We start from the raw sequence: 14648 nt of genomic DNA, 5'->3' as shown, positions 1-14648 counted from the left end.
AATATAACTAGAGCAACTGAGAATAATATACAAGATATTATATTACTAGGTCTTGGAAAAGAAAAAGAGATAACTAAAGAAAAAATTAGAAGAGTTTTTGGTAAGGCAGTAAATGAGATTAAGAGATTAAAAAGTAAAAGTGTATTTTTAAGATTTGATTCAGTAGAGTCTATTGGATTAGAAAATACTTTAAAAGCAATGGTTGAAGGATTATCCTTAGGATCATATTCATTTAATAAATATAAGAGTGATAAAAAAGAAGAATTAGAAGTTACAGTTCATATTGGTGGGCACAATATAAAGGAAGAAGATTTAGAGAGTTGTGAGAAAGCTGTTAATGAGGCTATTCTTCTTTCGGAGACTACTTGCTTAGCAAGAGATTTAGTAAATGAACCTGCAAATAATATTTATCCAGAAACTCTGGGTAAAGAGGTTAAAAACATAGGTTCTAAATATGGCTTTGAAGTTGAAGTATTTGATGAAAAGCAAATAGAAGAATTAAAAATGGAATCTTTCTTATCTGTAGGAAAGGGATCAGATAATTTACCTAGACTTATAGTTATGAGATACTTTGGAGATAAGGATAATATGGATCAAAGGTTAGCATTAGTAGGAAAGGGACTAACATATGATTCAGGTGGTTATTCTTTAAAAACTAATGCTGGAATGGTGACAATGAAAGCTGATATGGGTGGAGCTGCTTCTGTTATAGGTGCTATAAGTGCCATAGCTAAAAGAAATTTAAAAATAAATGTAGTAGCTGTAGTAGCTGCTTGTGAAAATTTAATATCAGGTCATGCATATAAGCCAGGAGACATAATAGGATCTATGGCAGGAAAAACTATAGAAATATTAAATACAGATGCTGAAGGAAGACTTACTTTAATAGATGCTGTAACTTATGCTATAGAAAAGGAAAATGCTAGTGAAATCATAGATGTGGCTACATTAACTGGGGCAGCAGTAGTTTCCTTAGGAGAGAATGTCACAGCTGTAATAACTAATAAGGATGAATTTTATGGGGAACTAAGAGATGCTGCTTATGATACTGGAGAAAAGGTATGGCAAATGCCTAATTTTGAAGATTATAGCAAATCTATAAAATCTAATATAGCAGATTTAAAAAATATAGGTGGAAAGTATGCAGGTACAATAACAGCAGGATTATTTATTGGTGAATTTGTTCAAAATAAACCATGGTTACACTTAGATATAGCTGGCCCAGCATTCTCAGAGAAAAAGGGAGATTATTGTGCTGCTGGAGGCACAGGTGTAGGCGTTAGAACTTTATATGAATTAGCTAATAGAAGGTGTAAATAAATATAAAAGGTATGATGTAACTTTTATTAATTTTAAAAGCTAATAGTGAAACAATAAGAATTTATTTTATAAATTAAAAAAGAAGTGGAATAATCCACTTCTTTTTTAAAATTCTGCAGTACCAGTAGTTCTTGGGAATGGTATTACGTCTCTTATGTTAGCCATTCCAGTAATGTACATGATTAATCTTTCGAAACCTAGACCAAATCCTGAATGAATAGTTTCACCGTATTTTCTAAGCTCTAAATACCACCAGTAATCTTCTTCATTTAAGTTTAATTCAGCCATTCTAGCTTTTAATACATCAAGTCTTTCTTCTCTTTGGCTACCACCTATGATTTCTCCTATTCCAGGAACTAAGCAATCCATAGCAGCAACTGTTTTTCCGTCTTCATTTAATCTCATGTAGAATGCTTTAATATCTTTTGGATAGTCAGTTACAAATACAGGTTTTTTGAATATTTGCTCTGTTAAATATCTTTCATGTTCAGTTTGAAGATCTATTCCCCATTCAACAGGATATTCAAATTCTTTACCTGATTCTTGAAGTAATCTAACAGCTTCAGTATAAGTAACTTTTCCAAATTCTGAGTTTACAACATGGTTTAATCTCTCTAATAAGCCTTTATCAACAAATTGGTTGAAGAAAGCTATTTCTTCTGGACATTCATCCATAACGTATTTTATAACGTATTTTAACATATTTTCAGCAACTTCCATGTCATCTATTAAATCAGCAAAAGCCATTTCAGGTTCTATCATCCAGAATTCAGCAGCATGTTTTACTGTGTTTGAGTTTTCAGCTCTGAATGTAGGACCAAATGTATAGATGTTTCTAAATGCTAAAGCAAAACATTCAGCATTTAATTGTCCTGAAACTGTAAGGTTAGTTTCTTTTCCGAAGAAATCTTGTGAAAAGTCAATTCCACCTTCTTCAGCTATAGGAGGAGCCATCATGTCTAAAGTTGTTACTCTAAACATTTCTCCAGCACCTTCACAGTCTGAACCAGTTAATATTGGAGTATGAGTGTAAACAAATCCTTGATCTTGGAAGAACTTATGGATAGCATAAGCTGCAACACTTCTTACTCTGAATGTAGCTGAAAAAGCATTACTTCTTGGTCTTAAGTGAGCTATTGTTCTTAAGTACTCAAAAGTATGTCTTTTCTTTTGTAGAGGATAATCTGAATCTGACATTCCTTCTACTATTATTTTTTCTGCTTGAATTTCAAATGGTTGTTTTGAATCAGGAGTTTCAACTAAAGTTCCTATAACTGATATTGATGAACTTATAGGTAATTTAGAAATTTCTTTGTAGTTTTCTATCTTATCACTATCAAAAACTACTTGAACATTTTTGAAGAATGAACCATCGTTAACTTCTATAAATCCAAAAGCATTTGATGCTCTTAAAGTTCTTATCCAACCTGAGATTTTTACTTTCTTATCACTATATTCACTAGTGTTTCTGTAAAGACTTTTTACTAAAACTACATCTTTCATTATTATTTCCTCTCTTTCTTAATTAAGTTTTATTCCAAATAAAAAAGCCATTCATCCACATAATTAATGGGACGAATGGCATTATTCGCGGTACCACCCAAATTGCTATAAAATAGCCGGCTTTATTAACACAAAAATGTTATTCAAGTATAACGGCCTGAAACCGTCTAAATCTACTTTCCTAAAGGGATTTCGGTTAGAAACTCAGAGATGTTTTTCAAAATAGGATACACTGCAGAACTCACACCATAATCTGCTCGCTGAGAGTTACTTCCTAAGATTACTCTTCTCTTCATAGTAAATAAAATCATATTTAGTTCGATTAATAATGATTTTACAATAAAACATTAACATTTGCAATATTAACTACATAGAAATATATAGATATAGTATGTAATATAGGAGTTTTTATGTGCAATTTTTTTGAAGAAAAGTTTGAACAAATAAATAAATTGAAATATTTAATGACTTTAGCTGGAAAAAATAATCAAGCTAGAATATATAAAGAAAAAATAGAAGAAATTTTTGGAAGTTTTAAAAGTGATTGTATAAGAGAAGAGACTAGTGATATGCTTATTCTGACAAAGGAGGAATTATCATATTTTAATGGTGAAAATAGAAATCCAGCATACATTTCTATAGATGGTATTATATATGATGTTTCAAATATAGAATTATTTAAACAAAATCCATATAATGACTTAAGGCTAGGTAGAGATGTAACAAATGAGTTCAATAAATTATATAATCAAGATAAAGCTATATTAGATAATACTCCTATTATAGGTCTTTTAGCAGAGCCAGAAGAAGTTGAAATTAAGGAAGGCTTAGAAGAATATTATCCACAAAAAAGGCTTAAAATAATGAGTTCAGAAGAACTTAAAAAATATAATGGAGAGGATGGAAATCCAGCATATATAGCTATTGAAGGAGTAATTTATGATATAACTAATTTATCAATTTTAGAATTATTATCTAGCAAAAGTTTAAAATTAGGAACTGATATTACTAGGGAATTTAATAAGTATTATAGGGAAGAGAAGGAGATTTTAAAAGGAGTTAAAGAAGTAGCAATATTACATGATTTTAAAGAAAGTCAAAGAGGAAAATATATTCAAGGTAATCTTAAGGATTTAACCTTAGAGGAATTAGCAAAATATAATGGAAAAAATGGAAATCTAGCTTATATAGCAGTTAATGGAATAATATATGATGTTACAAATGAAGAAATTTTTAAAGAAAGTCCACATAATTCATTGAATTTAGGTTCTGATATTACTAAAGAATTTAATGAATGTCATAATGAGAATGAAAGCTTATTAGCTAAATTACCTATAGTTGGAACAGTTATATATGACAGAGTGACTGTTGAAGAAATTAATGATATTAATGAATTTAATATAAATGAACTTAGTAACTATAATGGGCAAAATGGAAAACCACCTTATATAGCTATATTTGGAACAGTATATGATTTAACTGATGTAGATAAGTGGCAAGAAAAAAACATAAAAGTAGGGTGTGATTTAACAGGAGAATATAAAGAGGTTTATGGGAATGATAAATCTCATTTGAAAAATCTAAAAGTTGCAGGAGTTTTAACTTGTAGTTTAAATAATTATTAAAAAATAAAAGCTAGATTAACTTATGAACTACATATTATTAAACTTAAATAGAGAATTTTATAAAGTTTTATTTACACAAAGTACTTTAAATTCTAGTTTCTTTAAATATAGTAGTTTAAGTTTAATCTAGCTTTTTATTTATTCTTTACCAAATTCATAAGAATATATCAATTTTTGTGGGAAGTTTTTTAATTCCATATCTTTCATAGTTCTTTTAAATTCATAAGGGATAGTTTTCATTTCTACCTTTAATTTAAATTCATTTGAAAAATCTAATATAACATAAGTAGCATGAGGTTTACCATTTTTAGGCTTACCAACACTACCATCATTTATAATAACCTTATTACCTATTTTCTTAGCGTATGGAATATGGGTATGAGCACAAACCAATACATCTTCCTTAATATCATTCATTATTTCATCTAATTTAGAATAATCTTCACTTAAATATTCGTTTATTTTTCTTGGACTACCATGGACAAATTTTATTGATTTTCCACATACATTCATTGAAAGATCATTAGGTAAGTTATCTAAATAATATCTATTAGATGTTCTTAATTCTTCAACTGTCCAAGGAAGAGAAAAGGAGTTTATGTCTGTATCTCTAATATATGTATAGTCATTATCTACAACAGAAGCATCATAATTTCCTTTTAAACATAAAATATTTCTTCTTTTTATAAGAGCTATTACTTCATTAGGATGAGGTCCATAACCAACTAAATCTCCTAAGCATATTATAGAATCAATATTTTGGTTATCTATATCTTCTAAAACTGTTCTTAAGGCATATAAGTTTCCATGTATATCTGATATTACTGCTATTCTCAATTTTAAGGCCTCCTATTTGTTAAAAAATTTACTATAAATATTATATAACAATTTAGTGGACAAAATGAAAAAAATAAATATTATAAATAACAAATATATGGATATTATTAGATAATTTCAAATTATGATATAATTTATTTAAAGAATTTTAACTATTAGAGAGGAGCGATCGATATGAAAGAAGGAAGAGTAAAAAGAATTTTAGAAGCTATGAAAGCAAATAATATACCTCAAATGTTAGTTTCTTCACCTGCATCAATATTTTATTTAACAGGTAAATGGATATCACCTGGAGAAAGAATGATAACACTTTACTTAAATACAGAGGGTGAACAAAAATTTATAGTAAATGAATTATTTCCAATAAATGAGGACTTAGGTGTTGATATTTTATGGTATAACGATACTATGAATCCAATAGATATTTTAGATAAGATAATAGATCATGAACAAGTATTAGGAATAGATAAAGATTGGAAAGCGCATTTCTTAATTCAATTATTGGATAGAAACTCAGCGAAGAAATTTGTTAATGGATCTCCTGTAGTTGATAGAGTTAGAATGAGAAAAGATGATGAAGAAATAGCTTTAATGAAAGAAGCTTCAAGAATAAATGATATTGTAGTAGATAAAGCTATAAAGAGTTTAAAAGAAGGCATGACTGAAAAAGAAGTAGTTGAAGTTTTAGGAAAAGGTTATGCTGAATATGGATGTCAAGGATATTCATTTGAGCCAATTGTTGCTTTTGCAACTAATGCAGCAGATCCGCATGCAGAATCAGGAGAACAAAAATTAGAAAAAGGTATGGGAGTTCTAATAGATACTGGATGTAGAAAAGACTATTACTGTTCAGATATGACTAGATGTGTATTCTTTGGTGAGCCAACAGAACACCAAAAAGAAATATTCAATACAGTTTTAGAAGCTAATAAAAAAGCTATAGATATGATTAAACCAGGAGTTAGATTCTGTGATATAGATAAAGCTGCTAGAGAGGTTATAGAAGATAAAGGGTATGGAAAATATTTTACTCATAGAACAGGACATTCAATAGGAATAGAAACTCATGATTTTGGTGATGTTGGATCAACTAATACTGATGAAGTTAAACCAGGTATGATTTTTTCAGTAGAACCAGGAATATATCTTCAAGGAGATATGGGAGTAAGAATAGAGGATTTAGTATTAGTAACTGAAGATGGATGTGAAAGATTAAATCATTTAAATAAAGAATTAATTGTTATTAAATAGTACTTTAAAGAAAAATGGTATGTATCAAAAATATTTTGATACATACCATTTTATAATTATAACAATTTAAAGTTTTTCTAATTATTAAGCACTAAATAAGATACCAGCAATAGTAGCTGTCATACATGTAGCTAATACACCACCTAAAAGTGCTTTAAATCCTAATTTAGCTATAGTTGGTTTTTTCTCTGGAGCTAATCCACCTATACCACCTAATTGAATTGCAACTGAACTTAAGTTAGCGAATCCACAAAGAGCATAAGTTAATATCATTACAGTCTTAGGATCTAATGTTCCACTTGCAATATAATTTGATAATTGTGAATAAGCTAAGAATTCATTAACTGCTAACTTAATTCCTAATAAGTCTCCAGCTACGAATATATCTTTAGTTGGAACTCCCATTATGAATGCTAATGGTGAGAATAATCTACCAAGAATCCAGTTTAAGCTTAACCAAGGTGCTCCAAATAAACCACCAATTGCTCCGAATAATGCGTTAACCATAGCTATAAGAGCAACGAATGCAAGAAGCATAGCACCAACGTTTAAAGCTAATCCTAAACCTTCTGCAGCACCATTTGCAGCAGCTTCAATAACATTTTCACTTTCAACTTTAAGGTCTAAAGTTCCGCCACCTTTAGTTTCAGGAACCTCAGTTTCAGGAACTAGTATTTTAGCTAATATTAATCCAGCAGGTGCTGCCATGATTGATGCTGCTAATAAGTTACCAGCATTAACACCCATAGCTACATAACCAGCCATAACACCACCAGCAACAGTAGCCATACCACCTATCATGATTGCACATAGCTCTGATTTAGTCATGTTCTTTATATATGGTTTAACTAATAGCGGAGCCTCTGTTTGACCTAAGAAGATATTACCAACTGCACTGAAAGTTTCAGCACCACTTGTTCCTAATACTTTAGCAACACCTTTAGCAATAATTTTAACTACTATTTGAACTATACCTAAATGATAAAGTACACTCATTAATGATGAGAAGAAGATAATTGTTGGTAATACTTGTAAAGCAAATATCATACCGAATTTGTCTGTTTCAAGTAATGATCCAAATAAGAATGAACTACCTTCTTTAGTAAAATCTAATAATTTAGTTATTCCATTACTAACCCATTCAAATGCTGCTCTTCCAGCAGGAAGTTTTAAGATTAATAAAGCAAAAATAATTTGTAGTAAAAGACCTGTTCCAACAAGTCTCCAGTTGATCTTCTTTCTGTTATCAGAAAAAAGAACAGCTATACCAATAATACAAATAAGACCTATTACACCAATAAACCTATCCACGTTTTTTCTCCTTTTCATGTGTATTTTTTTTTATTAAATTTATTTTATACTAGTTTTTTAATTATTAAAAGCTAAAAATGTATTTTAAGTTAATTTTATTGAATTTCTTTTATAATATTAGTCATTAATTCTATGAAAGTTTTTCTAACTTTAGCTGAAGTTTCCATAACTTCCTCATGATTAAGAGGTTGTTCTAATATACCAGCAGCCATATTAGTCATGCATGATACACCTATAACTTTCATTCCGCTATGGTTAGCTATTATAACTTCAGGAACTGTTGACATACCAACTGCATCTGCGCCTAATGTTCTAACCATTCTTATTTCAGCAGGAGTTTCATAAGTTGGGCCACTAAACATAGCATATACCCCTTCTCTTACTTCTATTCCTAAGTTTTTAGCTATATCTTTAACTTGTAATCTTAAATCTTTATCATAAGCATTTGACATATCAGGGAATCTAGTACCGAATTCACTTAAGTTTTTACCTATTAAAGGATTTGATCCTGATAAATTTAAGTGGTCTGATATTATCATTAAATCTCCAGGAGTATAATCTTTATTAACTGCTCCAGCAGCATTAGTAACTATTAATGTTTCAACTCCTAATAATCTCATTACTCTTACTGGGCAAGTAACTTCTTGCATTGAGTAACCTTCATAGTAGTGAAATCTTCCTTGCATTGCAATAACTTCTTTACCTTGGAATTTTCCGATAACTAATCTTCCAGCATGCCCTTCAACTGTAGATACAGGGAAGTTTGGAATTTCATTATATGGATAATATTCAGGATTTTCGATTTGATCAGCTATAGCTCCTAATCCAGATCCTAATATTAGTCCTATTGTTGGTTTGTATTTGCTTTTACCTTTTATGTATTCAGCAGATGTTTTAATTTTGTTTGATAAATCCATAACTCGACACCTCTTAATGAAAAATTTGTTTTAGTAATAATTTTAATTGTGGAATATTTCTAGCGCGTGGTAACGCTTACTTTAAAATTTATAAAAGTCTAAATTAAACTTGTAATTATTTTATTAATTTCTCAGAACCTTTTAAAACAAGTTCAGGAGTTATTGTTATACTATTTAATTCTTTTTTAGAGTCATTACTTAAAGAGTCTATCAATAAATTCATACTAAGCTCTCCTAGTTCTCTAGTTGGACCATTTATATGGCTAAGATTTACTCCTAATGTATCTAATATAGGTATATTGTCAAAAGAAATTAATGAAATATCTTTTGATAACTTAAGATTTGCTTCTCTTAAAGCTTTTAAGCAACCTAAAGTCATGAGATTGTTACATACAAAAATTGCTGAAGGTTTATTTTTCATTGATAAGATTTTTTTTGTACATTCATATCCACTCTCTTCTCTATAATCTCCGTAAAAAATCAATTCACTATTTATTGGGATATTGTTCATTATCAATGCTTTTTCATATCCTAATAATCTATCTTGAGCTGGTTTAGATGTCATACGGCCGGTAATTATAGCTATATCAGTATGGTTAGCCTTGATTAAAGCTTCAGTAGCATCGTAAGAACCTTTAATGTTGTCCACAAAAACTCCATTGAAATTATGATATTTAAGACTACCATCAACTAATATAACAGGTATTCCTAAGTTTGTAATAGCTTTTAAATATTTACTATTTAAATCATTTTCAACAGAAGTTGGGCAAATTATAATACCTCTGATTCTTTGTTCTTTTAACGTATTAATAGCTTTTATTTCTTTATCAATACTTTCACTAGAATCACAAAGAATTAAATTAAGATTATTTGATTCTGCAACATCACTTATTCCTTTTATTATTGATCCAAAGAATGGATTTGTAATATCAGGAACTATAACTCCAATAGTATTAGTAATATTTTTTGAAAGACTTCTAGCAATAGCACTAGGCGTATAATTATATTTATTTATAACTTTCATAACTTTTTCACGAGTCTCATCTTTAACATATCCAGAATTATTTATAACTCTTGAAACTGTTGCTAAAGAAACCCCTGCCTCTTTTGCAATATTATTAATTGTTATAGACATGTTATTCTCCCCTTGTACATTATTATAGATTAACTTATAAAATAATTAAACAAATATTTTTCTAATAAAAATTAAATTTTTATTAAGTGTGTTATCGCTTACATAGGGTAGCATCAAAAAAATGAGAATCACTACTTGTAAATGATAACATTATTTTTGATATAATGCAAATAAAAAAGACTATTTTTATTAAAATAGTCTTTTTTTAGTACTTTATTCTAAGAAGAGTTCACCAACTTTAACTACATCACCAGCTCCAACTGTTAAAAGTATGTCGTCTTTTGATAAGTTAGCTTTTACATATTCTAATGCCTCTTCATGAGAGTGTACATTTGTACATTTAACTCCATGAGCTCTTATAGCATCTCCTAATTGATTTGAATTTATTTCTCCCAAATCTTTTTCTCTAGCTGCATATATATCCAGTAAAACAAGCTCATCACAATCATCAAAACATTTAACAAAATCATTGAAAAGAGTTTTTGTTCTTGTGTAAGTATGTGGTTGGAACACACAGATTATTCTATTGTGATTCATTTTTTTAGCTGTGCTTAGAGTAGCCTTTATTTCAACAGGGTGATGAGCATAATCATCAATAACATTTATATCATTTTTAGTACCCTTGTATTCAAATCTTTTATGAGCTCCTCCAAATGATGATAATCCTGATATTATTGAATCAGCATTTATATTAAATATTTCTGCTAAACATACAGCTGATAATGAGTTTGATACATTATGCATGCCGGGTACATTTAAAGAAAGAGAAAGAATTTTTTCCTCATGTCTAAATACATCGAAAGTAGCGCAACCTCTTTCATTAAACTCTATGTTTCTAGCTTGTATATCCCCATTGTTAATTCCATAAGTTAATACATTACATTTAGCTACTTTAAGAACTTCCATAACTTTTTCGTCATCAGCATTTCCTATGATATATCCATCATTAGGTATAAGCATAACAAATTGTTTAAATGTATCTTTTATATGATTTATGTCTTTATAGAAATCTAGATGGTCTGCATCTATGTTTAATATTATTCCAACATAAGGGAAAAATCTTAAGAAACTTTGTTTATATTCACAAGCTTCTGTTATAAAATATTCACTGTTTCCAACTCTAAAGTTTCCATGGATAATATCTAAATCTCCACCAACTAATATTGTAGGATCTAAATCAGCACTAAGGGCAATGTGTGAAATCATTGAAGTAGTAGTGGTTTTTCCATGAGTTCCAGCTACAGCAACATTGAACTTATGACCTTTCATAATTTGTCCTAAAAATTCAGCTCTATCCATTAAAATAAGATTATCTTCTTTAGCTTTAATTATTTCAGGGTTATCGTTAGGTATTGCTGCAGTATATACAACTACATCAACGTCTTGTAAATTATCTTTATTGTGACCTATGTATATTTTGGCACCTTCTTCTTTTAATCTATTAGTAATTTCTGATTCTTTTGAGTCAGACCCTGAAACTTTGTAACCAGCGTTAAGTAATACAGCAGCTAAGCCACTCATACTAACTCCACCTATTCCTATGAAATGAACTTTTTTATTAATATCTTTTAATAAATTGAAAGCCAAGATATTCACTCCTTTACTTATATACATTAATAATTATATACACTTTTTTGAAAAAGCGCACAAAAAAATTCTTTTTAAAATCATTTTATGAAAATTTATTTATTTTAGTGTCAAAATGATTTACAAATATTTATACAGTTATTATATAATAACTTAATAATTATCAATAAAAAAGTCTTGAAATTCGCAACGAGTAATACATAACTGGTTAACAGTCTTAATAAAGTTTGTTATAATTGTTTTAAATGCAGAATAAAAAGGAAAATATTTATAAAAATATATGTGCTTCATAAAGAATAAAATATGAATTATAAGTGGGAAATATATACTGGAAATTTATATAGGTCAGGTGATTAATATGGAGAAATTAAGTAGAAATAGTAGAGTATCGATTATAACAAAAGTTCTTATAGAAAATCCTAATAAAATAATAGGATTAAATAAGTTTTCAGAACTTTTAAATGCAGCTAAATCAACAATAAGTGAAGATATAGTGATTGTTAGAGAAATATTATCTAAATTTTCTATGGGAAAAGTTGAGACAATAGCTGGAGCTGCTGGAGGAATAAGATATATTCCTGAAGTGAGTGAAGAAGAAAAGAAAAAGTTTTTAGAAGAATTATGTGAAATTGCTAGTGAAAGTAATAGAGTTGTTCCAGGTAATTTTTTATATGTTACAGATATAATGTTTAATCCGAGCATAATAAGTAAGGCTTCTATTATATTAGCATCTTATTTTCAAGATATGGATATAGACTATGTAATAACTGTGGAGACTAAGGGAGTTCCATTAGCATATGAAGTAGCTAAATGTTTAGGAGTACAACTAATAACAGCAAGAAGAGATAGTAAAGTAACAGAAGGATCAACAGTTTCAATAAACTATGTTTCAGGAACATCAGGTAAGATACAGCAGATGTGCTTATCTAGAAAGTCATTAAAGCAGGGAAGTAAATGTATATTCATAGATGATTTTATGAGAGGTGGCGGAACTGCTAAGGGATTAGTTGATTTATTAAAAGAGTTCGATTCTGAGCTTATGGGAATTGGAGTGTTAATAGATAACAAATTATCAACAAATAAAATAACTAAAGATTATGTGTCTTTAATTGATATTATTGAGATAAATGAAGATGGAGTGAAAATGGTACCATCTATGTAAGTTTTAAAGTTACTGTGTGTTAAAAAATAATTTACAAAAAATATGAAAAAAAGAAGGATTTTTATATTTTTCATAGAATATACATAGTAATAACAACTGGAGGTGTACCATAATGAATATTACAGATGTAAGAATTAGAAAAATATCTGCAGAAGGTAAAATGAAAGCTATAGTTTCAGTAACTTTTGAAAATCAATTTGTAGTACATGATATAAAGGTCATAGAGGGACAAAATGGACTTTTCATAGCAATGCCTAGTAGAAAGACACCAGATGGAGAGTTTAAGGATATAGCTCATCCTATAAATACAGAAACTAGAGAGCAAATTCAAAAAGCTATTCTTGATGAATATGAAAAGGTTAAAAACTTAGAGGTACAAGAATAATTTTAATAAAAGGAAGATATCTTCCTTTTATTTTTTTTTCTAACATAATAAATTACATGTAAATGTCGCTAATAAGTTATTATTGAAATAAGCAATTTATTAACATATAATTGAAAATGAGAAATTTGAAGATTTCTCAAAAAAAGAAGAGATTAAATTTAAATAGTATAGCTTATATAATAAAATGAGTATCACAAAGAGGTGTTTTTATGAATAAATGTGCTATAATATTAGCAGCAGGTCAAGGAACTAGAATAAAATCTAAGTTACCAAAAGTTCTACATAAAGCTTGTGGAAAAGAAATGGTTAATCATGTTGTAGATGCTATGAGAAATGCAGAGATAGAAGATGTTAATGTAATAATAGGAAAAGGTGCTGAATTAGTTAAAGAAAGAACTACATCAAGAAATGTTAGTTATTCTTTACAAGCAGAGCAGTTAGGAACTGGCCATGCTGTTAAATGTGCAAAAGACTTTTTAGAAGGAAAGACAGGAGTAGTAGCTATATTCACAGGAGATGCTCCTTTAATAAAGCCTGAAACTGTTAAAAATTTAGTTGATACACATATCAATGAAAAGAATTCAGCTACACTGTTAACATCAGTGATAGAAAATCCAACTGGCTATGGAAGAATAGTTAGAAATGGTGAATCAGTTGAGAAAATTGTAGAACATAAAGATTGTAATGAGCAAGAAATAAAAATACAAGAAATCAATGCAGGAATGTATTGTTTTGATATAGAAAGTTTATTAACTTCTTTAGAACAACTTTCAAATGATAATGCTCAAGGAGAATATTACTTAACAGATGTTATAGAAATATTAAAGAAAGAGAATAAGAAAGTTGGAGCAATGATTACAGATTTTGAAGAAACTTTAGGTGTTAATTCAAGAACTGAACTTGCTAAAGTTGAAAGCATAATGAGAAATAGAATAAATAGAACTCATTTAGATAATGGAGTTACTATAATAGATCCTCTAAACACATATATAGAACCAGAAGTAGTTGTTGGTAAGGACACTATAATCTATCCAGGTAATGTTATAGAAGGAAAAACTGTAATTGGAGAAGATTGTGTTTTATATCCTAATTCAAGAATTAATAACAGTACAATAGGAAATGGTGTTGAAATTCAAAGTTCAGTTATTTTAGATAGTAAAATAGGTGATGAAACAACTGTAGGACCATTTGCTTATGTTAGACCAGAAAGTAACATTGGAGAAAATGTTAGAATTGGTGATTTTGTTGAAATTAAAAAATCAAAAATTGGAAATAATACAAAGGTGTCACATTTAACTTATATTGGAGATGCTGAAGTTGGACAAAGATGTAATTTTGGATGTGGTACAGTTGTGGTTAACTATGATGGAAACAAAAAACACAAAACAATTATAGGTGATGATTCATTTATAGGATGTAATACTAATTTAGTTTCACCTGTAGAAGTAAAAGATAATACTTATATAGCGGCAGGATCAACAATAACTAAAGAGGTTCCAGAAGGAAATTTAGCAATAGCAAGAGCTAAACAAAAGAATATAGAGGGCTGGGTTGAAAGAAAAAAGCTTAAATAAGCATTAAATATACAAATGTAAAAGGTTAGGTTTAATTTTAA

Annotated in this window: 12 protein-coding genes and 1 other annotated feature; of the genes, 6 read left to right on the top strand and 6 right to left on the bottom strand. The window is 28.9% G+C overall.

From position 1 onward, the window contains the following. Window positions 1–1320, top strand: a 1320-nt coding sequence (locus Q1J60_RS04935; protein ID WP_300259174.1) for a leucyl aminopeptidase, incomplete at its 5' end; no start/stop codon positions are given. A 105-nt stretch (window positions 1321–1425) separates the two neighbouring features. On the opposite strand, the gene asnS is transcribed toward Q1J60_RS04935, so the two are convergent. Beyond that, entirely contained in the window at window positions 1426–2823 is a 1398-nt protein-coding gene (asnS, locus tag Q1J60_RS04930; protein ID WP_300259172.1) for an asparagine--tRNA ligase, read from the bottom strand. Window positions 2824–2887: 64 nt separating this feature from the next. After that, window positions 2888–3128: a binding site (T-box leader), on the bottom strand. A gap of 105 nt (window positions 3129–3233) precedes the next feature. On the opposite strand from asnS, the gene Q1J60_RS04925 reads away from it, so the two are divergent. After that, on the top strand, window positions 3234–4448 hold the full coding sequence (locus Q1J60_RS04925) for a cytochrome b5 domain-containing protein (protein ID WP_300259170.1): 1215 nt from the start codon (window positions 3234–3236) through the stop codon (window positions 4446–4448). Window positions 4449–4586: 138 nt separating this feature from the next. Here Q1J60_RS04925 and Q1J60_RS04920 read toward each other — a convergent pair whose 3' ends face one another. Further along, on the bottom strand, window positions 4587–5285 hold the full coding sequence (locus tag Q1J60_RS04920; protein WP_300259168.1) for a metallophosphoesterase family protein: 699 nt from the start codon (window positions 5283–5285) through the stop codon (window positions 4587–4589). 174 nt (window positions 5286–5459) lie between these two features. On the opposite strand from Q1J60_RS04920, the gene Q1J60_RS04915 reads away from it, so the two are divergent. Next, window positions 5460–6536: a M24 family metallopeptidase gene (locus Q1J60_RS04915; protein WP_300259167.1), complete on the top strand. Its 1077-nt coding sequence runs from the start codon at window positions 5460–5462 to the stop codon at window positions 6534–6536. An 84-nt stretch (window positions 6537–6620) separates the two neighbouring features. Here Q1J60_RS04915 and Q1J60_RS04910 read toward each other — a convergent pair whose 3' ends face one another. The 4 genes from Q1J60_RS04910 to murC form a co-directional block, all read right to left on the bottom strand. Continuing rightward, window positions 6621–7847, bottom strand: coding sequence for a NupC/NupG family nucleoside CNT transporter (locus Q1J60_RS04910; protein WP_300259165.1), 1227 nt, complete (start codon window positions 7845–7847; stop codon window positions 6621–6623). A gap of 95 nt (window positions 7848–7942) precedes the next feature. After that, the gene (locus Q1J60_RS04905; RefSeq protein WP_300259163.1) at window positions 7943–8764 is read right to left on the bottom strand and encodes a purine-nucleoside phosphorylase; all 822 of its coding nucleotides are present in this window, start codon (window positions 8762–8764) and stop codon (window positions 7943–7945) included. A 115-nt stretch (window positions 8765–8879) separates the two neighbouring features. Continuing rightward, window positions 8880–9899, bottom strand: coding sequence for a LacI family DNA-binding transcriptional regulator (locus tag Q1J60_RS04900; RefSeq protein ID WP_300259161.1), 1020 nt, complete (start codon window positions 9897–9899; stop codon window positions 8880–8882). A 213-nt stretch (window positions 9900–10112) separates the two neighbouring features. Beyond that, the gene (gene murC / locus Q1J60_RS04895; protein WP_300259159.1) at window positions 10113–11486 is read right to left on the bottom strand and encodes a UDP-N-acetylmuramate--L-alanine ligase; all 1374 of its coding nucleotides are present in this window, start codon (window positions 11484–11486) and stop codon (window positions 10113–10115) included. Window positions 11487–11844: 358 nt separating this feature from the next. Between murC and purR the strand changes: the two genes are divergently transcribed. The 3 genes from purR to glmU all read left to right on the top strand — a co-directional run bounded on the left by purR (window position 11845) and on the right by glmU (window position 14607). Continuing rightward, complete coding sequence (purR, locus tag Q1J60_RS04890) at window positions 11845–12648, top strand: pur operon repressor (protein ID WP_300259157.1); 804 nt, start codon at window positions 11845–11847, stop codon at window positions 12646–12648. Window positions 12649–12760: 112 nt separating this feature from the next. After that, the gene (gene spoVG, locus Q1J60_RS04885) at window positions 12761–13033 is read left to right on the top strand and encodes a septation regulator SpoVG (RefSeq protein WP_057258181.1); all 273 of its coding nucleotides are present in this window, start codon (window positions 12761–12763) and stop codon (window positions 13031–13033) included. 209 nt (window positions 13034–13242) lie between these two features. Beyond that, entirely contained in the window at window positions 13243–14607 is a 1365-nt protein-coding gene (gene glmU, locus Q1J60_RS04880) for a bifunctional UDP-N-acetylglucosamine diphosphorylase/glucosamine-1-phosphate N-acetyltransferase GlmU (protein ID WP_300259156.1), read from the top strand. Window positions 14608–14648 lie beyond the last annotated feature (41 nt).

Source organism: Clostridium sp. (assembly GCF_029258205.1).
Taxonomy (GTDB): domain Bacteria; phylum Bacillota; class Clostridia; order Clostridiales; family Clostridiaceae; genus Sarcina.
The sequence above is the reverse complement of the archived record's forward strand: the minus strand, read 5'-3'. Positions and strand labels throughout refer to the sequence as shown.

Bases quoted from the DNA above. Each gene is read 5' to 3' on its own strand.
- asnS (WP_300259172.1), bottom strand. From the start codon at position 2,823: ATGAAAGATGTAGTTTTAGTAAAAAGTCTTTACAGAAACACTAGTGAA.
- Q1J60_RS04925 (WP_300259170.1), top strand. From the start codon at position 3,234: ATGTGCAATTTTTTTGAAGAAAAGTTTGAACAAATAAATAAATTGAAA.
- Q1J60_RS04915 (WP_300259167.1), top strand. From the start codon at position 5,460: ATGAAAGAAGGAAGAGTAAAAAGAATTTTAGAAGCTATGAAAGCAAAT.
- Q1J60_RS04905 (WP_300259163.1), bottom strand. From the start codon at position 8,764: ATGGATTTATCAAACAAAATTAAAACATCTGCTGAATACATAAAAGGT.
- Q1J60_RS04900 (WP_300259161.1), bottom strand. From the start codon at position 9,899: ATGTCTATAACAATTAATAATATTGCAAAAGAGGCAGGGGTTTCTTTA.
- purR (WP_300259157.1), top strand. From the start codon at position 11,845: ATGGAGAAATTAAGTAGAAATAGTAGAGTATCGATTATAACAAAAGTT.
- spoVG (WP_057258181.1), top strand. From the start codon at position 12,761: ATGAATATTACAGATGTAAGAATTAGAAAAATATCTGCAGAAGGTAAA.
- glmU (WP_300259156.1), top strand. From the start codon at position 13,243: ATGAATAAATGTGCTATAATATTAGCAGCAGGTCAAGGAACTAGAATA.